The following is a 21359-nucleotide window of genomic DNA, read 5'->3' on the forward strand; positions in this document are numbered from 1 at the left end:
GCAGGGAGACAGCAGATCATTAATACTGCTCCGGAAATATGAACAAGCTGCCGATATTAATCATCATCTATAACCATAACGGATATCTTAAATGAAAAAAATACTACTGGCCGGTATGATTGCCGTCTGCTCTGCCTCTGCCTATGCTGTTCCTGATACCTGGTCAATGGGGGCTGCTCAGGGATTTACTGAATACAGTATCAGTAACGGAGCCGGCAATGCCGTCATTATCGCCTGTAACGAAGGTGCGGGGGAAGGCTACGACAACAGCGTGTCTGTTTACAGTAATGACCAGAGCCTTGACGGTGACATCTCTTTCCTGATTGATGATGAAGCCTATTATATTCCTGAAAACACGACGACCCGCAGTGGTGCTAATGCCTGGGTCAGTTTCACCTCAGCCATTACCCGGGCATCTGAATTTGAAGTGTATGTGAATAACAAACCGGCCGGGAAGTTTAAACCCCGCGCCAAAAACAGCCAGAAAATCTTTAGTGATTTTGAATGTGCCCCGGTTGAATAACCTGCACGATATGTGGTAACGCCGCCGTTTCCGGCGGCGTTATTATTTAACAGTTAATCGTCACTGTCTTCCGGATTCTCCGGCAGAGTGATTTTTACACGGTTAATACGGTGATTCTGAATTTCCAGCGGCTCAAACAGGCAGCCATCAATGTTAATCTGCTCACCGACTTTCGGCAGACGCTGCAAATGCTCCATCAGCAGACCTGCCACCGTTTCATACTCGCGTTTTTCATCGAGTGTCAGCGGAATATAGTTGATTAAATCCTCCAGCGGCATAAAGCCGTTGGTGATCCAGCTGTTATCATCCGTAAACTGAATGTCATGGCGGGCATCATTCTCAACACCACTGACCGGCAGATTACCGGCGATGGTTTCCATCACATCTGTCAGTGTCACCACCCCTTCAACATAGCCGAACTCATCGGCCACAAAGGCAAAGTGTGTCTGCGCCTGGCGGAACTGCTCCAGCGCTTTCAGTAATGACAGCTGTTCAGGGAAGACCAGCGGCTGTTTGATCAGTGCATGCAGATCCAGCGTGTCCTGTTGTAAACGCTGGTGCAGCAGGTCGATCACATGCACCACACCCAGCAGTTCATCATCATCCGCCGAGCCTTTGATTACCACACGGGTGTGCGGATTTTTAATCAGCAGCGCCGCGATTTCATCACTGGTGGCATCAATCCGCAGCATCTCCACATCATGACGCGAAGTCATAATGCTGTTGACGTTACGCTGCGACAGTCCCAGCACGCGGACAATCATCTGCCGCTCTTCCGGGTCAAAAATTTCCTGATTATCCGAAATCAGATCCGCCGTGCGGTTATCCAGCTCTGAAGATTCGCGCTTGCCGCTCAGAATACGCAGTACCGCTTCCGCCGTACGCTGGCGCAGAGAGTTTTTACCGCGCAGGAATTTACGGCGGTTAAACATTGCCACCTGATTGAGCATCTCAATCATGATGGAGAAACCGATCGCCGCGTAGAGGTAACCTTTCGGAATGTGATAGCCGAACCCTTCCGCCACCAGGCTGAAACCGATCATCAGCAGGAAGCTGAGACACAGGATAACAATGGTCGGGTGCTCATTGACAAAGCGGGTCAGCGGACGGCTGCCCCAGATCATCAGCAGCATGGCAATAATCACCGCTGTGACCATCACACCGATGTGATCCACCATCCCGACTGCCGTGATCACCGAGTCCAGCGAGAAGACGGCGTCCAGCACAATAATCTGTGCCACCACCGCCCAGAATTTTGAGGTTTTCCGCTGCTGCCCGTCGTTATGCTCACCGCCTTCCAGCCGTTCGTTCAGCTCCATTGTGGCTTTAAACAGCAGGAACAGCCCCCCGATCAGCATAATTAAGTCACGCGCACTGAACGGATGGCCGAACATCGTAAACATCGGTTTGGTCAGCGTGATAAGCCAGGAGAGGCTGAACAACAGAATAATACGCATGACCAGCGCACACAGCAGGCCGGTTATACGGGCTTTGTCACGCAGTGCAGGAGGAAGTTTATCGGCAAGAATGGCAATGAAAACAAGGTTATCAATACCAAGAACAATTTCGAGTACGATTAATGTAGCCAGGCCGGCCCAAATCGACGGATCAGCGATCCATTCCATACGGTTAGTTTTACCTTTTATTCACACAGCTTATGCTGCATCCGGAATAATGCGGATTGTGCGGCCAAATAGCAATAAAAAATTCCGCACTTTGCCGCTGTTCCTGTTGTGCGCTATGACGATACCGTTTGCATCAATCGCTACCACGCAGCCTTTACATGCGTTAAACTGTGACGAAATTAACAGTCAGCTAACGAAATCGTCGTTAGTCACGGGTCAATTCCTGAAGGAGTCTTCATGTCCAAACAACAAATTGGTGTTGTCGGTATGGCCGTTATGGGCCGTAACCTCGCACTGAATATCGAAAGCCGCGGTTATTCTGTTTCTGTTTTTAACCGCTCTTCAGATAAAACCGATGAAGTGATTGCTGAAAACCCGGGAAAAAAACTGGTTCCCAGCTACAGCATTGAAGAGTTTGTTGACTCCCTGGAAAAACCCCGCCGTATTCTGCTGATGGTCAAAGCCGGTGAAGCCACCGATAAAACCATCGCATCCCTCACCCCGCATCTCGATAAAGGCGACATTCTGATCGACGGCGGTAACACCTTCTTTCAGGACACCATCCGCCGTAACAAAGAGCTGTCCGCACAGGGTTTTAACTTTATCGGCACCGGCGTTTCCGGTGGTGAGGAAGGCGCACTGAAAGGGCCGTCCATTATGCCGGGCGGACAAAAAGAAGCTTACGAACTGGTTGCTCCGATCCTGAAACAGATCGCGGCACAGGCCGAAGGCGAGCCGTGTGTGACCTATATCGGTGCTGACGGTGCCGGTCATTATGTCAAAATGGTGCACAACGGTATCGAATACGGCGATATGCAGCTGATTGCGGAAGCTTACTCCGTTATGAAAAATGCCCTCGGCATCAGCAATGATGAACTGGCTTCAGTTTTCAGCGAGTGGAACAACGGCGAACTGAGCAGCTACCTGATTGACATCACAAAAGATATCTTCCGCAAGAAAGATGAAGACGGCAACTATCTGGTGGATGTGATCCTTGATGAAGCCGCCAACAAAGGTACCGGTAAATGGACCAGCCAGAGCGCACTCGACCTCGGCGTGCCGCTGACACTGATCACCGAATCCGTATTTGCCCGTTATATCTCATTCCTGAAAGACCAGCGCGTTGCGGCCTCCAAAGTACTGAAAGGACCGAAAGCAGCTGCATTCAGCGGTGATAAAGCAGAGTTTATTGAAAAAGTCCGCCGTGCTCTGTATCTGGGTAAAATTGTCTCTTATGCACAGGGCTTCTCACAGCTGCGCGTTGCCTCTGATGAGTACAACTGGGATCTGAACTACGGCGAAATCGCGAAAATTTTCCGCGCCGGTTGTATTATCCGTGCCCAGTTCCTGCAGAAAATCACTGACGCATATGCGGAAAACCCGGCACTGGCTAACCTGCTGCTGGCTCCTTACTTCACACAGATTGCCGATGAATATCAGCAGGCGCTGCGTGATGTGGTCTGCTACGGCGTTCAGCACGGTATCCCGACACCGACCTTCTCTGCCGCTATCGCCTATTATGACAGCTACCGCAGCGCGGTACTGCCGGCGAACCTGATCCAGGCACAGCGTGACTATTTCGGTGCACATACTTATAAACGTACTGATAAAGACGGCGTGTTCCACACCGAATGGCTGGAAAATAATTAATTCCTGCTGCTATCCGCACCAGTCAGAGCCGGGATAATTATCCCGGCTTTTTCCTGTTTACAGCCCGCCAGCCCCTCAAATAGACTTAATCAAATCAAATTATCCGCAAAATAATAATGAATAACATAAATCCCTGGGGTGATGTGGTTCTGCCTTCACGGCCGGAGTACCGGCTCTCAGCTATGCTGCTCACCTTTTTCCTCGCCCTGCTCAATACCGGCGTTTATATCTGGCAGGTGAATTATGCTTCGCCGCTGGCAGACCAGGTCTACAATATGCTGCTGGCAGGCGGCAGTGTGTATCAGTTCTCACTGACCGGTGACTGGTGGCGCTATGCAACCAGTACCCTGCTTCATTCCGACCCGCTGCATCTGGGCATCAACGTCATTGCCCTCCTGGTGTTCGGCATTAACTGTGAAGCACTGACCGGAAAAGTACGGATGCTGTTTATCTATCTGTTCACCGGTATCGCTGCGTCCTTTACCAGCGCACTCTGGCAGGCTGCTCAGAACGATATGTTTCCGCTGTCCGGTATTTCTGTGATTGTCGGTGTCGGGGCATCCGGCGCCATTATGGGGCTTGCCGGTGCCACCGTGATGTATCTTATCCGGGCCCGGAAAGATCCGTCCGTGTCTGTGGCAGACAGCCTGCGTTATAAAAACCTGCTGATCACCATGATTGTCCTGATTGTGCTGTCGGTACTCAGTGCGGTGCCGGATGATGAGGAGCCGGTGACGGATAATGTGGCCCATTTCAGCGGGCTGATTTGCGGTGCTGTTCTGGGATGGCTGTATTCCGCGGTCTCCGGTGTCCGTAACCGCAAAATGGATCGCCGTTCATGGCTGATTTCCGCCGCCGCAACCGGTCTGCTTATCCTGCTGCTGTTCACCTGCTCTTCAAGCCGTGAACAACAATTGCTCTTTGAGCGGAAAAGGATTCTGGAAGATATCGCGGTTCAGACTGATGCACTACCATCCGGACAGAAAAACAATTAAATGATTGATTCCGGTCACATTAATCAGTGACGTAAACCGCTATGGTGATTAAACGATTAATGACAGAAGCAGGTGATGATATGGATTATTGGTTTGTATCGTACAAAGTGCGTGCCCGTAACGGAGACACTTTACAGGGACATCAGATCACAGAAACCGAAGCCGGTGTGTCACCCCGGGATGCATTAGAACAAGCTACTCAGAAAATTGCCGACGAGTCTCAGGCTGACCTGCGTTCAGTCCGTATTCTTGCCTTTAACCGTGTGTAATTAACGCCCCTTACAGAATGAAAACCCCGTCAGATACGGGGTTTTTTTATATCATCAGACCGCCACTCTTTCGATATTGACCTTATCACCCGCAGCCAGCCGCCCGAGCGCGGTTTTCAGCAGGGTATCGGTGAAAAGATAAAACCCGACATGGCTGTTATCAATCGCTGCGACAGTCAGGCAGCAGCCGTTATACGACACGGAATCACCAATCGCCAGCCCCGTTAATAATTCCTCCGGAAACTGCACAATATGAATCAGATGATCATTGTTTTCTTCAATTTTTAAAATCAGCGCCGTGCCCTGCACCACACCGGTAAAAATCTTATCCAAAGCCAACCTCACACTTTCCGTACTGATACAAAAAAGCCGCAGCGGATAACCGGTGCGGCCCGTGTCGTTTTACAGTGTTACCGGCACCAGGAACTCAGTGGCGACAATCACCACCAGCAGGCCGACAAGCACCGGAACGGATGTCCGTTTCACCACTTCAAACGGTGAAATTTTCGCCATACCGGCAACCGCCACCACCACACCGGAAACCGGTGACATGGTACGGCCGAGGTTGGATGCCTGTAACATCGGGATCACCAGGTACGCCGGGTTGATACCCATCTGCTGTGCCAGGCGCGGGATCAGCTCCACAAACGCATAGAACGGCGCATTACCGGAACCGGTGGTCATCGCCGCCAGCATGGTAATAATCACCAGAGCAATCATCATGATGATAGCACCGGAACCGAAAGACTGCGCCAGGCTGATCAGACCGGAGATAAAGCCGACAGTGCTCAGACCCTGAGCAAACACACCGGCCGCAACCAGCAGCATAACCACGGTTGCAAAGGCATCCGCCATACCACGGTAGCAGACATCCAGCCCGGCATAGACTTTTTTGCCGTCAAAACCACGGACGAATTCAATGATGGCAGACAAAATAATACAGCCGACAATAATCGTGATGATGTGTAATTCAGGCAGCACGATATGGCTCAGGAAACCGATGCTGAACGGCTTACCATCAAACAGCAGTACGCCGATGATCGGCATAAACGGCAGAATGGCATAGAATTTTGGCGCATTGGTGGTGATTTCTTTGACGTCCAGGATCTCAGATTTGATATCTTCTTTACGATCAAGGAAACGCTGCCAGAAATAGTGAGCAATCGCCATAGAGACAATCGCCACGATAGAAATCGGCAGAGTCAGGCTGAACGCAAACTCTTTCAGCGGGATCATAGAGGCTTCAGCCGCAATCACCACGTCACCGGAGGTCGGTGCCAGGATAATTGCCGCCGGAGAGGCGCAGATAGCTGCCGCCGCACCACGGCTGATCCCCACGTTCACCATCACCGGGAACAGGGTTGCCATCAGTAACACACCGAGACCGGTGGCGGAGGAAACCGCCAGAGACATCAGACAGGCAATAAAGTAGGCCACAATCATCAGCAGGTACGGGGAGTTCACGACCTGTAACGGTTTGGAGACCATTTTGATGACCACGTCATTGGCACCGATGTGAGTCATATAAGCCGCAAAGCCGCACAGTACCATGATCATCATACCGAGGTCGCCGCCGCGGTTCATCAGCAGGTACTTCACATACTCAATAATGTTTGTCGGTCCCCAGCCGGTGGAGGTGGCGGCGGACGGCAGGATGTTTTTCCCCATGATGACACTGATGATCAGAAGCAGTAAGCCCCCGACCATCAGCACCCCTGTGGCTGAATACCCTTTAATAATATAGCGCCCGACGCCGACGGCGACGACAGCACCAATAAGAAGATCTAACATTTCTGCTCCTGTCTGGTATTTTTATTTATAAAAATGATTAATGCACTCTGCCGAAAACCGGGAACAGATTAAATGATATGCGTCAATGAACCTTGGTTATTGCCCGTATCATTTAAGTATTCCGGCCTCCGGCATTAAAAAAGCAGTGACAATATAAATTATCGTCACTGCTCTGTTTGTATAAATCGTCCGCGAATTTATAACCGGTTAAGCAAGGATTCCACAGCTTTGAGATCCCCCCCGGTTTTTTCGTTCAGCAGCTCTCCGGCCGCCTGTTTTACCCGCTGCTGTATCTGATTACGCAACAGGGTTTCCACTTCGAACTTATACTGAATATTATCCCAGTTACCGAACAGCACCACCGGAATACGGACAGACTGCAGCCAGGTCACCAGATCATTGGTTTTTCCCCAGCCTTTCAGGATCTGAACCCCCAGGTTCACATTCAGATTCTGTTTCACCAGATTTGTCCGGCCGCTGCCGGTGATATTAAAGGCATCGGATACCGCCAGAATTTTACTGATTTTCACTTCACCGTTATTCAGGGTACCGATAGCTTCCAGTTTTTTCGCTTCGGTCATAGTATCCATCGATTCCGGCTGTGCCACTTTATCTGTCGCCTGGGAGAGCGACTGCTGGATAAGATACGGAATATTCAGGCCGAGCAGCTTAACATCGGTGATGGTCAGTGCCACATCACCACGCCAGTTGTTTAATACCGCGTCCTGGTCATAACCGGTACCACGCAGATCGCCGTCAAAACTCAGGCGTCCGGTGAATTTTTCCGGCATTTTAAACGCCGCCAGCAACGGTTTAACATCAATATTCTGTAACAGCGGTTTAATACGAAGTTGCGCCGGAACTTTTTCGGAATAAATCGTCATCGGCAGAGAGAAACGGCCGCCGAATACGTTGCCGGTCATTTTGGAGATTTCCGTGATGCTGCCCCGGTTCTCTGCTTTTACCGTCAGCTGGCCGATTTCCATTCCCTGGTAAATCAGGGAATCCACATTCAGCGCCAGCGTGGCATTGAAGTGGTTCATAAAGGTCAGATCATATTTATCCGCATCACTGCCGGTGGTGACCACTGCCGGTTTGGTGGCAACCGGGGTTTTTTCCCCGTTTTCTGCATGTACGGCACGCTCATAACCGAGCAGGTTATCCAGATTCAGTTTTGAGGAGGTCAGCTGAATATCATAACGCGGAGTTTCACCGAGTGCCGCTTCCACTGTGCCGCTTAGCTGACTTTCGTTAGCGCTCAGTTTCAGATTTTCCAGGATCAGGGACTGCGGTGCCTGACCGACCGCTTCGTGCCAGGTATAGGTGGTCGTGCCGTTACCGTTGATGCCGTTGGCATACAGACCGGCACCGGACAGGCGGTAATTCAGACGGTTAATATTGCCGCTGACCTGCACCGGGTACTGAGAAAGATCAATATCAGAACTCAGGCTGAAAGAGAGCTCCTGCTGATTGCGCAGAATATTACTGTTCAGCGCTATCACATAGCGTTCAGGGGTATTACGCTCAAGAGAGAAGTTAATATCGCGCATGTTGATCTGCGAACCGTCTTCTGTCTGCCAGACCAGCAGGCTGTTGGCGATACGGATGCGATCGACATCAAACGACCATTTGTTTTCCTGTTCGACAGGCACCGGACGGGCTTTCTGATTACCGGGGGCAACAGGGGCGCTTTTCTTCTCTTTTGATTCGGTTTCAGGCAGGATTTTCAGCAGTGCGCCGTCAAGCATCACTTCACGGACCGATAACTGATGGGACAGCAGCGGCCAGAGTTCAACGTCGAGGCGCATATTTTCGGCAGTTACCACCGGTTCGGCGGCATCGGGGGCAGTCAGGGACATTTTACCGGTGATGATGCTCAGTTTCGGCCAGACATGCCAGCGCATATCATCTTTCATCACCAGCTCGTAACCGGTGTCTTCCTTCACCTTGTTAACGATATAGTCGCGGAAATCATTCGGGTTCACCAGCAGGATTAAGGCCGCGAGGCCCGCCGCTATCACGACAAGCAGAATAATCAGCGTGGTGAAAAATCGTTTCATAATCCCTGTTCCTTTCCCATTCTCTGTTGAACCCGCTGGCGGACAGTGCTGTCCGCCGTTTAATCTTCGCTGATACGGCTGCCTACAGCTCCCTGCTGATTTTTGTATTTTGCATCGCTGCGGCGGTTATACGGCCGGTCAGCGGAGCCGGATAACGGCTCAAAACTCAGGGCACCGATCACCATTCCCGGCCGCAGTGCCAAGGGTAACTTACCTGAGTTGTAGAATTCCAGTACGATTTGCCCGTGCCAGCCCGGATCGATCCGGTGTGCGGTCACGTGGACCATCAGCCCGAGGCGTGCCAGTGATGAACGCCCGTCCAGCCAGCCGACCAGGTTATCCGGCAGTGTGACAGATTCCAGTGTCACTGCCAGTGCCAGTTCACCCGGATGCAGGTAGAACACTTCATCTTCAGTCAGGGTGATTTCATCACTCATGACATTTTCCAGCGCCGCATTCACTTCTTCTTTCGGGCCGCTGAGATCAATATACGCGGCGGTATGGCCCCGGAAAACCCGGAACTGATGCCCGAGGCGGACATCCGCAGTCGCCCCGTTGATCCGCTCAACCGGCGGACGCGGGGAGATGGTCAGTCTGCCGTCATCGAGCCACTGAATAATGTCACGGTCACAAAGTCGCATGGTATCATCCTTATAAAACTCAGCGTTTATCACCGGCGGATAAACGCGGGTTAATCGTTGTCGGCGGCTTAATCGCAGAACTGACTGATTTTGGCTTTCAGAATATCAATCGCCACGCGGTTTTTACCGCCCCGCGGCACTATGATATCAGCATATTGTTTTGTTGGTTCAATAAATTGCAGGTACATCGGACGGACGGTTTTATTGTACTGTGCAATCACCGAATCCAGTGTGCGTCCGCGCTCATTCACATCACGGCGGATGCGGCGCATCAGGCAGATATCCAGCGGGGTGTCGACGAAAATGGAGAAGTCCATCTGCTCGCGCAGACGTTTGTCTGTCAGCAGCAGGATGCCCTCAAGAATAATCACCCGTTTCGGGCTGAACAGAACCGATTCCGGTTTGCGGGTATGCCCGGTGTAATCATATTGCGGTAACTGAATCGCCTTACCGGATTTCAGTGTTTTCAGGTGCTGTAACAGCAGTTCGTGATCCATAGAGCCCGGATGGTCATAGTTGACCTTGATGCGCTCTTCCATCGGCACATCGCTCTGATCTTTGTAGTAGCAGTCTTCCGGAATCACACCGATATTGTGATCGCCCACCTGAGCACGTAACTCGTGATAAAGCGTGTTGGCAATCAGACTTTTTCCTGACGCGGATGCGCCGGTGATGCCGATGATAGTGCACTGCTGCTGTGCTGTGTCAGCCATAATTGAAATAACCCGGTTTGAAAATAGGAGAGAAAAAAACCGAAACGGTCTGCTGCGGCCTCTTTTAATGCTTATCCGGCCGTGAGTAACAAAACGTGTCCGCCCGGCGCTGAATTATAGGGAGTAACGGCGTGAGATTCCAGCATAATCGGGCATCCGGCCTCATTATTTCGGGGTAACCGCTCTTATGGCCACCCGAAAAAAAGACCGGCACATCACTGCACCGGTCTTTTTTACTTTCCGGACGTGCCGGAGCAGAAATAAATCCCGCTTATACAGCGCGGAAAGCGATCTCTGTCGGGATTTTATCCCCTTCCCAGAACATTTCTGCCGTCACATTGACGGCGATCTCACGGTAGATATCCGCAAATTCGCCGTCCGGGTCACGCATCACCGTCGGCTGGCCGCGATCGAGGTCTTCACGCAGCGAAATATGCAGCGGCACCTGTCCCAGCAGTTTGGTGTGATAACGTTCCGCCAGTTTCTCCGCCCCGCCGGTGCCGAAAATCGGCTCGACATGGCCGCAGTTACTGCAGATGTGCGCACTCATGTTCTCCACAATCCCCAGAACCGGCACGTTCACTTTCTTGAACATGACGATACCTTTCATGGCATCCACCAGCGCGATATCCTGCGGAGTGGTTACCACCACCGCCCCGGTAACCGGGATGTTCTGTGAGAGGGTCAGCTGGATATCACCGGTACCCGGCGGCATATCGATAACCAGATAGTCCAGATCCGGCCACAGGGTATCCTGTAACATCTGCATCAGGGCTTTACTGGCCATCGGGCCGCGCCAGACCATGGCGTTATCATCTGTCACCAGATAACCGATAGAGTTGGAGGCCAGGCCGTAAGCCATAATCGGGGCCATATGCTGGCCGTCCGGTGAGGTCGGGCGCTCTTTGGTGGTGCCCAGCATGTTCGGGATGGACGGGCCGTAAATATCCGCATCGAGGATACCGACTTTCGCCCCTTCCGCCGCCAGCGCCAGCGCAAGGTTAACCGCAGTGCTGGATTTACCCACACCGCCTTTGCCGGAGCTGACCGCCAGAATATTGCGGACACCGTTAATGCCCGGCAGATCATTGGCCCGGCGCAGTGTTGCGATATCATGACGCAGTTTCCAGTCCACCGCCGCCGCACCGGTCACTTTGCGTAATTCTTTGGTTTTTGCTTCAATCAGTGCTTCAAACGGGCGCTTCCAGACAAACGGCATCACCAGCTCAACATGCAGCACATCATCCAGCATCGCGCAGTGATTCAGCGCTTTGATGGCAATCAGGTTGCGTTTGAGTGTCGGATGTTCAAATGTCGCCAGTACCTGTGCGACCTGGTCGTTCAGCAATTCAGGGTTCATCTCCCCGGGGGATTTCGCATTCATCCCGGCTCCTTAGATTTATCGTTTTTATTGCCTGTAACTATCGGCTTCAATGATAGCAGAAGCCAACTGATTAATTTAGTCATTCCGCGCAAACCCGCACAAAACAAATCCCCTGCAATGAGAAGGGTTATCGCCGGATGTTCACGGCTGAAAAAAGTCCGGAAAACCACACACAAAGCCGGATTACTGCTGGCAGGGGTGGACGGGATCGGTTAACATCAAAGACCCTTTATTATTTGAGGAAGTGAAATACTCTATGTCTCAGATCGCTAATAAAATTTTGGTAACCTGTGCGTTACCATATGCAAACGGTTCAATCCATCTCGGTCATATGCTGGAACATATCCAGGCTGATATTTGGGTCCGTTTTCAGCGAATGCGCGGCAAAGAGGTTCACTTCATCTGCGCCGACGATGCTCACGGCACCCCTATTATGCTCAAGGCACAACAGCAGGGGATCTCTCCTGAAGATATGATCGCCAACATGAGCGTCGAGCATCAGAAAGACTTTGCTGATTTCGCCATCAGCTTTGATAACTACCACTCCACGCACAGCGAGGAGAACCGGGTGTTATCCGAGAACATCTATCTGGCACTGAAAAAGAACGGCCATATTGAAACCCGGACCATTTCCCAGCTGTATGATCCGGAAAAAGGCATGTTCCTGCCGGACCGCTTTGTGAAAGGTACCTGCCCGAAATGTAAAGCGGAAGACCAGTACGGCGACAACTGCGAAGTGTGCAGCGCGACCTACAGCCCGACCGAGCTGATTAACCCGCGCTCCGTGGTTTCCGGTGCCACACCGGTGCTGCGTGAAAGTGAGCATTACTTCTTTGATCTGCCTGCATTTGCTGACATGTTACAGGCATGGACCCGCAGCGGCGCGCTCCAGGAGCAGGTTGCCAACAAAATGCAGGAGTGGTTTGATTCCGGCCTGCAGCAGTGGGATATCAGCCGTGATGCACCGTATTTCGGCTTTGAGATCCCGGACGCACCGGGCAAATACTTCTATGTCTGGCTGGATGCGCCAATCGGCTACATGGGGTCATTCAAAAACCTGTGTGATAAACGCGGTAATCTCGATTTTAACGAGTTCTGGAAGAAAGATTCTGACGCGGATCTGTACCACTTTATCGGTAAAGATATTGTGTACTTCCACAGCCTGTTCTGGCCTGCCATGCTGGAAGGCAGCGGTTACCGCAAGCCGACCAACCTGTTTGTCCACGGCTATGTGACGGTCAACGGTGCGAAGATGTCCAAATCACGCGGCACCTTTATCCAGGCCCGCACCTATCTGAATCACCTGAATGCGGACAGCCTGCGCTATTACTACGCGGCGAAACTCTCTTCACGTATTGATGATATTGACCTCAACCTGGAAGATTTCGTTCAGCGTGTTAACAGTGACATCGTTAACAAAGTGGTCAACCTGGCATCCCGTACCGCCGGATTTATCAAAAAACGCTTTAACGGCCGCCTGAGTGCAACCCTGGCTGAACCTGAGTTATATCAGCAGTTTGTTGATGCTGAAAAAACCATCAGCGAAGAGTACACCAGCCGTGAATTCGGCAAAGCTATCCGCGAAATCATGGCGCTGGCTGATGTCGCCAACCGTTATATTGATGAGAAAGCACCGTGGGTGGTGGCGAAACAGGAAGGTAAAGATGATGAGCTGCACGCCATCTGCACCATGGGTATCAACCTGTTCCGCGCACTGATGACCTATCTGAAACCGGTGATGCCGGAACTGGCGGCCCGCAGTGAAGCATTCCTTAATCAGGAACTGACACTGGACGGCATTGCCAAACCGCTGCTGGATCACCAGATCGCAGACTTCAAAGCCCTGTTCAGCCGTATTGAAATGGCGAAAGTGGAAGAGATGATTGAAGCCTCCAAAGAGGATATCAAAGCCATGTCCGCCAAACCGGTCAGCGGCCCGCTGGCAGATGATCCGATTGCGGACACCATCAGCTTTGATGATTTTGCCAAAGTCGATATGCGTATTGCACAGATCATGTCTGCCGATTTCGTGGACGGCTCTGACAAACTGCTGAAACTGGTACTGGATCTCGGCGGCGAAACCCGTCAGGTCTTCTCCGGCATCCGACAGGCGTATCCGGACCCGAAAGCGCTGGAAGGCCGCCTGACAGTGATGGTCGCCAACCTCGCACCACGCAAAATGCGTTTCGGGATCTCTGAAGGTATGGTCATGGCCGCAGGCCCGGGCGGAAACGAGATTTTCCTGCTCAGCCCGGATTCCGGTGCGCAGCCGGGTCAGCAGGTGAAGTAAGTTCTTCTCTGTACAATAAACTGAAAAAAACCTGCGCTCCGGTGCAGGTTTTTTTATGTGATCTATGGCACAAATAAAAAGTTAATTGTATGATGAATGAGTTCATCCAAGAAGGAACATTATCATGAAACCAAAACAGATAGCGGAAACCGGCTGGCGCTATCTCCGGGCATTTCTGATCCTATATCTGTGCCTGTTTGCCGGCAATATTATCGCGGTATTACTGCCGTTTTCCGTCCCGGGTAGCATCGTAGGCATGCTGCTGCTTTTTGTGCTGCTCGCACTGCAGATTGTTCCGGCGCACTGGGTTCAGCCCGGCTGCACCTTATTAATGAAAAACATGACGATGTTATTTCTGCCGATCGGTATCGGTGTGATGAACTATTACGATACCCTCAGCGCCCAGCTGCTGCCGATCCTCGTCGCCTGTGTCGTCAGTACCTTTATCGCCATGTGTGCTGTGGCGCTGAGTTCTGAATTTATTCACCGCCGCCATGTTCCGGTTCCTGAACAACAGGAAGCCGATGCCGTTGCCGCCGCAGAACACACTGAACAACAAGAGAAACGCAAATGTTAACGCATATCTGGTGGTCGCTCCCGCTTACCATCGGCGTCTATTTTCTCGCCAGAGCTATCTATATCAAATTTAAGCTGCCGGTATTAAACCCGCTGCTGATATCCATCGTAATTATCATTCCGCTGCTGATATTCACCGGAACTTCATACAACCACTATTTTGAGGGCAGCCGTATCCTCAACGATCTGCTGCAACCCGCCGTGGTGGCGCTGGCGTTCCCGCTGTATGAGCAGTTGCATCAGATCCGCGCACAGTGGAAATCCATCATCACCATCTGCTTTGCCGGGAGTGTGATTGCCATGGTCACCGGTACCGCTATTGCTTTTATGATGGGCGCGACACCGGAAATTGCCGCCTCTATCCTGCCGAAGTCAGTCACCACCCCGATAGCGATCGCGGTGTCCAATTCTATCGGCGGCGTGGCGGCAATCAGTGCCGTGTGTGTGATTTTCGTCGGGATCCTCGGTGCGATTTTCGGCCATACCCTGTTCAGACGCCTGCGGGTCACCACCAAAGCCTCACGCGGCCTGGCAATGGGTACGGCTTCTCACGCCCTCGGCACTGCCCGCTGCGCGGAAGAGGATTATGTGGAAGGTGCTTACAGCTCACTAGCATTAATGACCTGCGGGATTATTACTTCTCTGATGGCGCCGTTTATCTTCCCGGTGCTGCTGGCATTATTCGGTTGACCTGAAAATTTGAGTTCCATCTCGCAAATTCAACATTTGTTTCATTCGTTTCATAATGAACGTGATAAAAATCACGTTCATTATGTATGACTACCCGCTAGAATGATCTCATTGATAATGGAGGTCATTTTATGCAAAACCGCTTTCATGCAGCCCTGAACACGCTCCCTTCCCCGTTACAGACCCAGCTGACGGACATTGTTTGTGCTGATACTTTCCCGGGATACTTATCTGCCAAACAGGTCACTGCACTCTGCAACGCCGCAGGTACTGATGAGGATGCACTCGCGCTGGCTATGCTGCCGCTGGCCGCAGCCTGTGCCGTGACGCCGGTGTCCCGGTTTAATGTCGGCGCAGTTGCACACGGACTGAGCGGTAACCTCTATTTCGGTGCCAATATGGAATTCTGCCATGTGCCGTTACAACAGACAGTGCATGCAGAACAGAGCGCGATCACCCACGCCTGGCTGCGCGGCGAGGAAGGTTTGCGCAAAGTCACCGTCAATTACACACCGTGCGGCCACTGCCGTCAGTTTATGAATGAACTGAACAGCGGCACGGACCTGTTGATTCAGTTACCGGAACTGGCTGCCATGCCGCTGAAAACCCTGCTGCCGCATGCTTTCGGGCCGGTGGATCTGGGCATTAAAACCCGGTTATTTGACCAGGTGCATCACGGTTATCATTTCCTCGCCACCAATGCGGTGGTCGGAAAAGCGCTCGAGGCAGCCAACCGCAGCCATGCGCCGTATTCTCATTCCCACAGCGGTGTGGCTCTTCAGGACAGCCGCGGACGCATCTACAGCGGTGCGTATATTGAAAATGCCGCCTTTAACCCGGGACTGCCGCCGCTGCAGGCTGCGCTGATCTTTATGAATATGGCCGGCGGCGACCTGCACGACATCCACCGTGCCGTGCTGGTGGAAGGCAGTAACGCCATGCTGTCACAGTGGGAAAGTACCTCTGCCACACTGAGCGCTCTGGGGTGTCAGGATATCGCCCTGTTCAGCTATTAATTCTGTCTTCGCTGAGGCTGATACCCATCTGTCCCGGGTATCAGCCTTTACGTGATTATTAAATATAAATCTATCCCGCCTCTCACTTTCACACATCGGCATCACTAATTCCGTAACAATTACTGTACATATTTTTCAGATAACTTAGGATCAGTGTGTCCTGTCTTAAAAATGTCAATTGGCAAAGAGTAGTCATACATGGAACTGGAATACGAAAGCAAACGTGCATTATATATCCCGTATGCGGGCCCTATCCTGTTAGAATTTCCGCTGCTGAATAAGGGAAGCGCCTTCACCGAAGAAGAGCGCAGTAATTTCAACCTCCACGGCCTGCTGCCTGAAGCAGTGGAGACCATCGAAGAGCAGACTGAACGCGCCTATCGTCAGTATTCTGATTTTAAAAATGATACTGACAAACATATCTACCTGCGTAACATTCAGGATACGAATGAAACGTTGTTCTACCGTCTGCTCAATGCTCACCTCAAAGAAATGATGCCTATCATTTACACCCCGACCGTCGGGGCGGCCTGTGAGCATTTCTCGGACAGCTATCGTCGTGCGCGCGGGCTGTTTATCTCTTATCCGAACCGCGCTTACATTGATGACATGCTGCAGAATGCCACCAAGCAGAATGTAAAAGTCATCGTGGTAACCGACGGAGAGCGGATCCTCGGTCTGGGTGACCAGGGGATCGGCGGGATGGGGATCCCGATTGGTAAACTCTCTCTGTATACCGCCTGCGGCGGCATCAGCCCGGCGTATACCCTGCCTATCGTGCTGGATGTCGGTACCAATAACCAGCAGCGCCTGAATGACCCGCTCTATATGGGCTGGCGTCACCCGCGTATCACCGGCGAAGAGTATGATGAATTTGTTGATGAATTTATCAATGCGGTTAAGCGCCGCTGGCCGGATGTGCTGTTACAGTTTGAAGATTTCGCCCAGAAAAACGCGATGCCGCTGCTGGAACGCTACCGCGATCAGCTCTGCTGCTTCAATGATGATATTCAGGGTACCGCGTCAGTCACTCTCGGCAGCCTGATTGCCGCCAGCCGTGCCGCAGGCGGACAGCTGAAAGACCAGACTGTTGCCTTCCTGGGTGCCGGTTCAGCCGGATGTGGTATCGCCGAGCAGATTATCGCGCAGATGAAGTCTGAAGGCCTGAGTGAAGAACAGGCGCGTGCCCGTATCTTTATGGTGGACAGATTCGGCCTGCTGACGGACAAACTGCCGAACCTGCTGAATTTCCAGAGCAAACTGATCACCAAAAGTGACATTATTGCAGACTGGGATGTGCAGAATGATGCAATTTCACTGGAAGATGTGGTCCGTAACGCGAAGCCGACTGTGCTTATCGGGGTTTCCGGTCAGCCGGGGCTGTTTACGGAAGAGATTATCCGTGAAATGCACAAAAACTGTGCGCGTCCGGTCGTCATGCCGCTGTCCAACCCGACCTCCCGTGTGGAAGCCCGTCCGGAAGATATTATCGCCTGGACAGACGGTCATGCACTGGTTGCGACCGGCAGCCCGTTTAATCCGGTGATTTATAAAGATAAAACCTATCCTATCTCCCAGTGCAACAACTCCTTTATTTTCCCGGGGATTGGGCTGGGTGTGCTGGCCGCCGGTGCCAGACGTGTGACTGACGGCATGATGATGGCAGCAAGCCGCGCACTGGCGGAATGCTCACCGATGGTTGTTAACGGCGAAGGCTCACTGCTGCCGGATATCGAGGACATCAAAAAAGTCTCCCGTATCATCGCCAAACAGGTTGCCAAAGAAGCACAGATCCAGGGTGTTGCGACTGTGACCTCTGACGGTGCTCTCGATGAAGCTATCGAACGCAACTTCTGGCATCCGGAATATCGTGTTTACCGCCGGACATCTTTCTGACGAATAACCGGTATTCTGCCGCTGAAAACCCGCACTTGTGCGGGTTTTATTCTTTTTTTCACCCTTGCCAGCCTTTCCCCGCTCAAGTAATCTTAACCTTATGGTAACGATATAGTGATAAAGGTCTCAGTAATAATGGGAAAAGCCCGGATATGGAAACGGATCATTCTGTGGATGCTGACAGGTATTATTCTGGCAGCAGCAGCGGCTATTGCGGCAGATCGCTGGATTAGCTGGAAAACCGCGCCTTATATCTATGAAAATATTAATGACCTGCCGCCGAGTGAAGTCGGCATGGTACTCGGTACGGCTAAGTACTATAAAAACGGGACAATTAACCAATATTACCGGTATCGTATTCAGGGTGCCGTGAATGCATATAACAGCGGCAAGGTGAAGTATCTGCTGCTGAGCGGCGATAATGCCCAGCACAGTTACAATGAGCCCAGCACGATGCGCAAGGATCTGGTGAATGCCGGGATCCCGGCCAGTAAAATTGTGCTCGATTTTGCCGGGTTCCGTACACTGGATTCCGTGGTGCGGACCCGTAAAGTCTTTGATACCAATGGCTTTACGATTATCACCCAGCGCTTCCATTGTGAACGGGCGCTGTATATCGCGATGGAAAAAGGCATTGAGGCGCGCTGTTACGCGGTTTCCTCCCCGAAGAATATGTTTACTGTCCGGGCGCGGGAAGTGGTTGCCCGGCTGGGCGCACTGGCTGATTTATATATTCTCAACCGCGAGCCGCGTTTCCTCGGCCCGCAGGAATCGATTCCGGCACCACAAACGTTACCGGAGAATGTGCCGTCATATCCGGCAGTGACACCGGAAGAGCTGAATGTGCTTTATCCTGTGACACCGGAAAAACCGGCGGATACCACACAACCGGCACCCGCCGCGCAATAATCCGGTTTCAGCGGGCAGCCAGCTTATTGGCGGCCTGCCGCCATAACCACTCCACCGGCCCCTGAGAAAAATAACGCAGCCACAGGGTTGAGAACATGATGTTGATCAGCCACATCAGCGGCACAAATGCCAGCAGTGTCAGGCGATCAAACTGACAGAAATAACCGAAGTACTCAAACAGTATCACCCCGCACACCGATTGCAGCAGATAACTGCTCAGTGCGGTACGCCCGACCCGTTGCAGACAGGCGGCAACGGGTTTCAGCTGCGGCTGCAAACCATAGAACAGTGCGATAAGCCCGGTGGTCTGCACCGGCTGTAAAATATCCGCCAGCGGATAACCGACAGTGCCCATCCAGAAGACACTCCAGTCGTTCAGGTATTCCAGCCACATTACAACCGCCTGCAGCAGCAGTGACGGAAGAAGCAGCCACACCGCCAGCCGCCGGTAATGAGACAGAGGATATGCCCCTTTCAGCCAGCCGTTTTTCATCAGTGTTGCGCCCAGCAGCATCATTGCCAGTAACTGCCAGCCATACTGAACCACCATCATCATCAGCATGCCGCTGATGGTACTGATTCTGTCCAGCATGCCGGCAATACCACCGGTGTTGGCGATCAGTACTTCATAATCCAGCATTTCCTGCGACGGCTGCCAGTACAGCAGTTTCAGCTCACCGCCTTCCGATAACAGGAAAAACAGTAAAAACAATCCGGTCAGGATCAGCACCGGCACCAACTTCAGCCACCAGCGGGAGGAAACATTATGGATGATCCGGCAGGCGGCAACGCCGGTCAGGCTGTACATCAGCAGAATATCCCCGTTCCAGAGCAGAGCGGTATGCAGCAGCCCGATGACCCCAAGCACCAGTAACCGCGCCATATTCCAGGGCTGGCTGTAACGGCTGAGCATCATCAGAGTGGCACCGAACAGCAGTGCAAACATGCCGAGGAATTTCCCCTGAACCAGTACACTCAGTACCGCCCAGGTGGCGATATCTGTTGCAGACGCCGCCGGGGTGTACAGCGGGTTCAGGTATGCCGCAGACGGCAGCGCAAATCCGCCGATGTTCAGAATAAAAATACCGAGGATGGCCAGCCCCCGCACCATATCGAGGACATCAATACGGGCAGAGGCAGATGTGACTGAGGTATTCATCCGTTAAATATGACGGGCCGCGCGCAGGAATTCCTGGCGGGTATTCTGGCTGGATTTAAATAACCCGCCCAGTGAAGTGGTGGTGGTGGTACTGGTTGCATCACGGATACCGCGCGCTTTGACACAATAATGCACCGCATCAATGGATACCGCCACATTGGTGGTGCCGAGCAGTGTTTGCAGTGCCAGCAGAATTTGCTGTGTCAGTCGTTCCTGTACCTGCGGGCGCTGGGCAAAGAACTGCACAATGCGGTTAATTTTCGACAGCCCGATAACGGTATCTTTCGGGATATACGCGACAGTGGCTTTACCGTCGATAGTGACAAAGTGGTGTTCACAGGTGCTGGTCAGCGTGATATCACGGACCGTCACCATTTCATCCACTTTCATTTTATTTTCAATCAGGGTGATTTTCGGGAAATTGTGATAATCCAGTCCTGAAAAAATTTCATCCACATACATCTTCGCAATACGTTTCGGGGTATCTGCCAGACTGTCGTCGCTCAGGTCAAGATTGAGCAGCTTCATAATTTCTGTCATATGCGCCTCAATCTGAACCTTGCGGGTTTCCGGCGGCAGTGTCTGCTCCCGCAATGGTGTCTCCAGCCCGCGTGCGATGAGCGCGGCGTGGACAAGTTCTGCTTCCCGGCTTAATGATGACATACCTTCTCCGACTATTTTTCAGGTGACTCCCGGTGCTGTGTTGCACCCGTCGGCCGGTCAATACCCGCCGCACTGCTATTTTAGAGCAATACGCCGTTTTGTTAATCCATTTTGTGGTTTTGGTGATGAAAAGTTTGCACCGGAAATCCCTGTTAATAATACGGATATCAGCCGGAACGGAAGCAGGTAAAACATTTACCGGAAAAATACCGGATAACGGATATGTTATATAACCTCATAACGGGTACGGGAGGCATCCCGATAGTCAGCAAAAATAATCTCTTCGCGGCCACCGGTAATATCAGACATAATCACCGCAGTAATATCAAATGCAATACCGGCAAAAACGGTTCCGGCAGCGATAATCCCGGCACCTGAAACAGATAATAATTGTTCCTGATTTAGTTCTTTCATAATTAACCTCTCAATTATTCAAATATAAAGTACAGTATCTTTTTTATCAGGACATAGAATCCCACATAAATAACAGGGATGAGAAAAACATCAGT

Annotated in this window: 20 protein-coding genes; 10 read left to right on the top strand and 10 right to left on the bottom strand. The window is 51.9% G+C overall.

Annotated elements, in window-relative coordinates; genetic code table 11:
- Positions 1-91: 91 nt before the first annotated feature.
- The gene (locus tag ACSBQN_RS10655) at positions 92-523 is read left to right on the top strand and encodes a hypothetical protein (RefSeq protein ID WP_024474091.1); all 432 of its coding nucleotides are present in this window, start codon (positions 92-94) and stop codon (positions 521-523) included.
- Positions 524-576: 53 nt separating this feature from the next.
- Here the strand turns inward: ACSBQN_RS10655 and ACSBQN_RS10660 are convergent, their stop codons facing one another.
- Positions 577-2148, bottom strand: coding sequence for a TerC family protein (locus ACSBQN_RS10660; RefSeq protein WP_024474092.1), 1572 nt, complete (start codon positions 2146-2148; stop codon positions 577-579).
- A gap of 237 nt (positions 2149-2385) precedes the next feature.
- Between ACSBQN_RS10660 and gndA the strand changes: the two genes are divergently transcribed.
- From gndA to ACSBQN_RS10675, 3 genes are all read left to right on the top strand, one after another.
- On the top strand, positions 2386-3798 hold the full coding sequence (gndA, locus tag ACSBQN_RS10665) for an NADP-dependent phosphogluconate dehydrogenase (protein WP_024474093.1): 1413 nt from the start codon (positions 2386-2388) through the stop codon (positions 3796-3798).
- Positions 3799-3914: 116 nt separating this feature from the next.
- The gene (locus ACSBQN_RS10670) at positions 3915-4793 is read left to right on the top strand and encodes a rhomboid family intramembrane serine protease (protein ID WP_024474094.1); all 879 of its coding nucleotides are present in this window, start codon (positions 3915-3917) and stop codon (positions 4791-4793) included.
- Positions 4794-4873: 80 nt separating this feature from the next.
- Positions 4874-5062, top strand: coding sequence for a hypothetical protein (locus ACSBQN_RS10675; protein ID WP_029991050.1), 189 nt, complete (start codon positions 4874-4876; stop codon positions 5060-5062).
- A gap of 54 nt (positions 5063-5116) precedes the next feature.
- Here the strand turns inward: ACSBQN_RS10675 and ACSBQN_RS10680 are convergent, their stop codons facing one another.
- The 6 genes from ACSBQN_RS10680 to apbC all read right to left on the bottom strand — a co-directional run bounded on the left by ACSBQN_RS10680 (position 5117) and on the right by apbC (position 11651).
- On the bottom strand, positions 5117-5395 hold the full coding sequence (locus ACSBQN_RS10680) for a riboflavin synthase (RefSeq protein ID WP_004241698.1): 279 nt from the start codon (positions 5393-5395) through the stop codon (positions 5117-5119).
- Between the two features lie 69 nt (positions 5396-5464).
- The gene (gene dcuC, locus ACSBQN_RS10685) at positions 5465-6853 is read right to left on the bottom strand and encodes an anaerobic C4-dicarboxylate transporter DcuC (RefSeq protein WP_024474096.1); all 1389 of its coding nucleotides are present in this window, start codon (positions 6851-6853) and stop codon (positions 5465-5467) included.
- Positions 6854-7050: 197 nt separating this feature from the next.
- Positions 7051-8913 (bottom strand): outer membrane assembly protein AsmA, encoded by a 1863-nt coding sequence (gene asmA / locus ACSBQN_RS10690; protein ID WP_354632871.1) that lies wholly within the window; start codon positions 8911-8913, stop codon positions 7051-7053.
- A gap of 59 nt (positions 8914-8972) precedes the next feature.
- Positions 8973-9554 (bottom strand): dCTP deaminase, encoded by a 582-nt coding sequence (gene dcd / locus ACSBQN_RS10695; protein WP_004235748.1) that lies wholly within the window; start codon positions 9552-9554, stop codon positions 8973-8975.
- Between the two features lie 68 nt (positions 9555-9622).
- Positions 9623-10267, bottom strand: a complete 645-nt coding sequence (gene udk, locus ACSBQN_RS10700; protein ID WP_024474098.1) for a uridine kinase — start codon at positions 10265-10267, stop codon at positions 9623-9625.
- 271 nt (positions 10268-10538) lie between these two features.
- A complete protein-coding gene (gene apbC, locus ACSBQN_RS10705; protein WP_004235745.1) occupies positions 10539-11651 on the bottom strand; it encodes an iron-sulfur cluster carrier protein ApbC in 1113 nt (370 codons plus the stop codon).
- A 256-nt stretch (positions 11652-11907) separates the two neighbouring features.
- Here apbC and metG point away from each other — a divergent pair, with 256 nt between their 5' ends.
- From metG to sanA, 6 genes are all read left to right on the top strand, one after another.
- On the top strand, positions 11908-13941 hold the full coding sequence (gene metG / locus ACSBQN_RS10710; protein WP_024474099.1) for a methionine--tRNA ligase: 2034 nt from the start codon (positions 11908-11910) through the stop codon (positions 13939-13941).
- A gap of 124 nt (positions 13942-14065) precedes the next feature.
- Positions 14066-14518 carry a CidA/LrgA family protein gene (locus ACSBQN_RS10715; RefSeq protein WP_004235741.1) on the top strand — a complete coding sequence of 151 codons (453 nt, stop codon included), beginning with the start codon at positions 14066-14068 and terminating at the stop codon, positions 14516-14518.
- Positions 14512-15207 carry a CidB/LrgB family autolysis modulator gene (locus ACSBQN_RS10720; protein ID WP_004241693.1) on the top strand — a complete coding sequence of 232 codons (696 nt, stop codon included), beginning with the start codon at positions 14512-14514 and terminating at the stop codon, positions 15205-15207. Before ACSBQN_RS10715 ends, ACSBQN_RS10720 begins: the two co-directional genes overlap by 7 nt.
- Before the next feature lie 131 nt (positions 15208-15338).
- Positions 15339-16223, top strand: a complete 885-nt coding sequence (gene cdd, locus ACSBQN_RS10725) for a cytidine deaminase (protein ID WP_024474100.1) — start codon at positions 15339-15341, stop codon at positions 16221-16223.
- Positions 16224-16421: 198 nt separating this feature from the next.
- Positions 16422-18119 carry an NAD-dependent malic enzyme gene (locus ACSBQN_RS10730; protein ID WP_024474101.1) on the top strand — a complete coding sequence of 566 codons (1698 nt, stop codon included), beginning with the start codon at positions 16422-16424 and terminating at the stop codon, positions 18117-18119.
- Positions 18120-18269: 150 nt separating this feature from the next.
- On the top strand, positions 18270-19028 hold the full coding sequence (sanA, locus tag ACSBQN_RS10735; RefSeq protein ID WP_024474102.1) for an outer membrane permeability protein SanA: 759 nt from the start codon (positions 18270-18272) through the stop codon (positions 19026-19028).
- Positions 19029-19035: 7 nt separating this feature from the next.
- Here the strand turns inward: sanA and yeiB are convergent, their stop codons facing one another.
- The 3 genes from yeiB to ACSBQN_RS10750 form a co-directional block, all read right to left on the bottom strand.
- The gene (gene yeiB, locus ACSBQN_RS10740) at positions 19036-20187 is read right to left on the bottom strand and encodes a DUF418 domain-containing protein YeiB (protein WP_024474103.1); all 1152 of its coding nucleotides are present in this window, start codon (positions 20185-20187) and stop codon (positions 19036-19038) included.
- Positions 20188-20190: 3 nt separating this feature from the next.
- Entirely contained in the window at positions 20191-20850 is a 660-nt protein-coding gene (folE, locus tag ACSBQN_RS10745) for a GTP cyclohydrolase I FolE (protein WP_004235735.1), read from the bottom strand.
- A gap of 225 nt (positions 20851-21075) precedes the next feature.
- Positions 21076-21264, bottom strand: coding sequence for a hypothetical protein (locus ACSBQN_RS10750; RefSeq protein ID WP_036407359.1), 189 nt, complete (start codon positions 21262-21264; stop codon positions 21076-21078).
- Between the last annotated feature and the right edge of the window lie 95 nt (positions 21265-21359).

Origin of the sequence: Morganella sp. B601 (assembly GCF_051172335.1) — a bacterium.
In the GTDB taxonomy this organism is placed as follows: domain Bacteria; phylum Pseudomonadota; class Gammaproteobacteria; order Enterobacterales; family Enterobacteriaceae; genus Morganella; species Morganella morganii.

Excerpts from the sequence above, each read along its gene's own strand:
- ACSBQN_RS10660 (WP_024474092.1), bottom strand. The coding sequence starts at position 2,148 with ATGGAATGGATCGCTGATCCGTCGATTTGGGCCGGCCTGGCTACATTA.
- ACSBQN_RS10720 (WP_004241693.1), top strand. The coding sequence starts at position 14,512 with ATGTTAACGCATATCTGGTGGTCGCTCCCGCTTACCATCGGCGTCTAT.
- dcd (WP_004235748.1), bottom strand. The coding sequence starts at position 9,554 with ATGCGACTTTGTGACCGTGACATTATTCAGTGGCTCGATGACGGCAGA.
- asmA (WP_354632871.1), bottom strand. The coding sequence starts at position 8,913 with ATGAAACGATTTTTCACCACGCTGATTATTCTGCTTGTCGTGATAGCG.
- ACSBQN_RS10675 (WP_029991050.1), top strand. The coding sequence starts at position 4,874 with ATGGATTATTGGTTTGTATCGTACAAAGTGCGTGCCCGTAACGGAGAC.
- ACSBQN_RS10750 (WP_036407359.1), bottom strand. The coding sequence starts at position 21,264 with ATGAAAGAACTAAATCAGGAACAATTATTATCTGTTTCAGGTGCCGGG.
- ACSBQN_RS10730 (WP_024474101.1), top strand. The coding sequence starts at position 16,422 with ATGGAACTGGAATACGAAAGCAAACGTGCATTATATATCCCGTATGCG.
- yeiB (WP_024474103.1), bottom strand. The coding sequence starts at position 20,187 with ATGAATACCTCAGTCACATCTGCCTCTGCCCGTATTGATGTCCTCGAT.
- folE (WP_004235735.1), bottom strand. The coding sequence starts at position 20,850 with ATGTCATCATTAAGCCGGGAAGCAGAACTTGTCCACGCCGCGCTCATC.
- metG (WP_024474099.1), top strand. The coding sequence starts at position 11,908 with ATGTCTCAGATCGCTAATAAAATTTTGGTAACCTGTGCGTTACCATAT.
- ACSBQN_RS10670 (WP_024474094.1), top strand. The coding sequence starts at position 3,915 with ATGAATAACATAAATCCCTGGGGTGATGTGGTTCTGCCTTCACGGCCG.
- udk (WP_024474098.1), bottom strand. The coding sequence starts at position 10,267 with ATGGCTGACACAGCACAGCAGCAGTGCACTATCATCGGCATCACCGGC.
- ACSBQN_RS10715 (WP_004235741.1), top strand. The coding sequence starts at position 14,066 with ATGAAACCAAAACAGATAGCGGAAACCGGCTGGCGCTATCTCCGGGCA.
- gndA (WP_024474093.1), top strand. The coding sequence starts at position 2,386 with ATGTCCAAACAACAAATTGGTGTTGTCGGTATGGCCGTTATGGGCCGT.
- apbC (WP_004235745.1), bottom strand. The coding sequence starts at position 11,651 with ATGAATGCGAAATCCCCCGGGGAGATGAACCCTGAATTGCTGAACGAC.
- dcuC (WP_024474096.1), bottom strand. The coding sequence starts at position 6,853 with ATGTTAGATCTTCTTATTGGTGCTGTCGTCGCCGTCGGCGTCGGGCGC.
- cdd (WP_024474100.1), top strand. The coding sequence starts at position 15,339 with ATGCAAAACCGCTTTCATGCAGCCCTGAACACGCTCCCTTCCCCGTTA.
- ACSBQN_RS10655 (WP_024474091.1), top strand. The coding sequence starts at position 92 with ATGAAAAAAATACTACTGGCCGGTATGATTGCCGTCTGCTCTGCCTCT.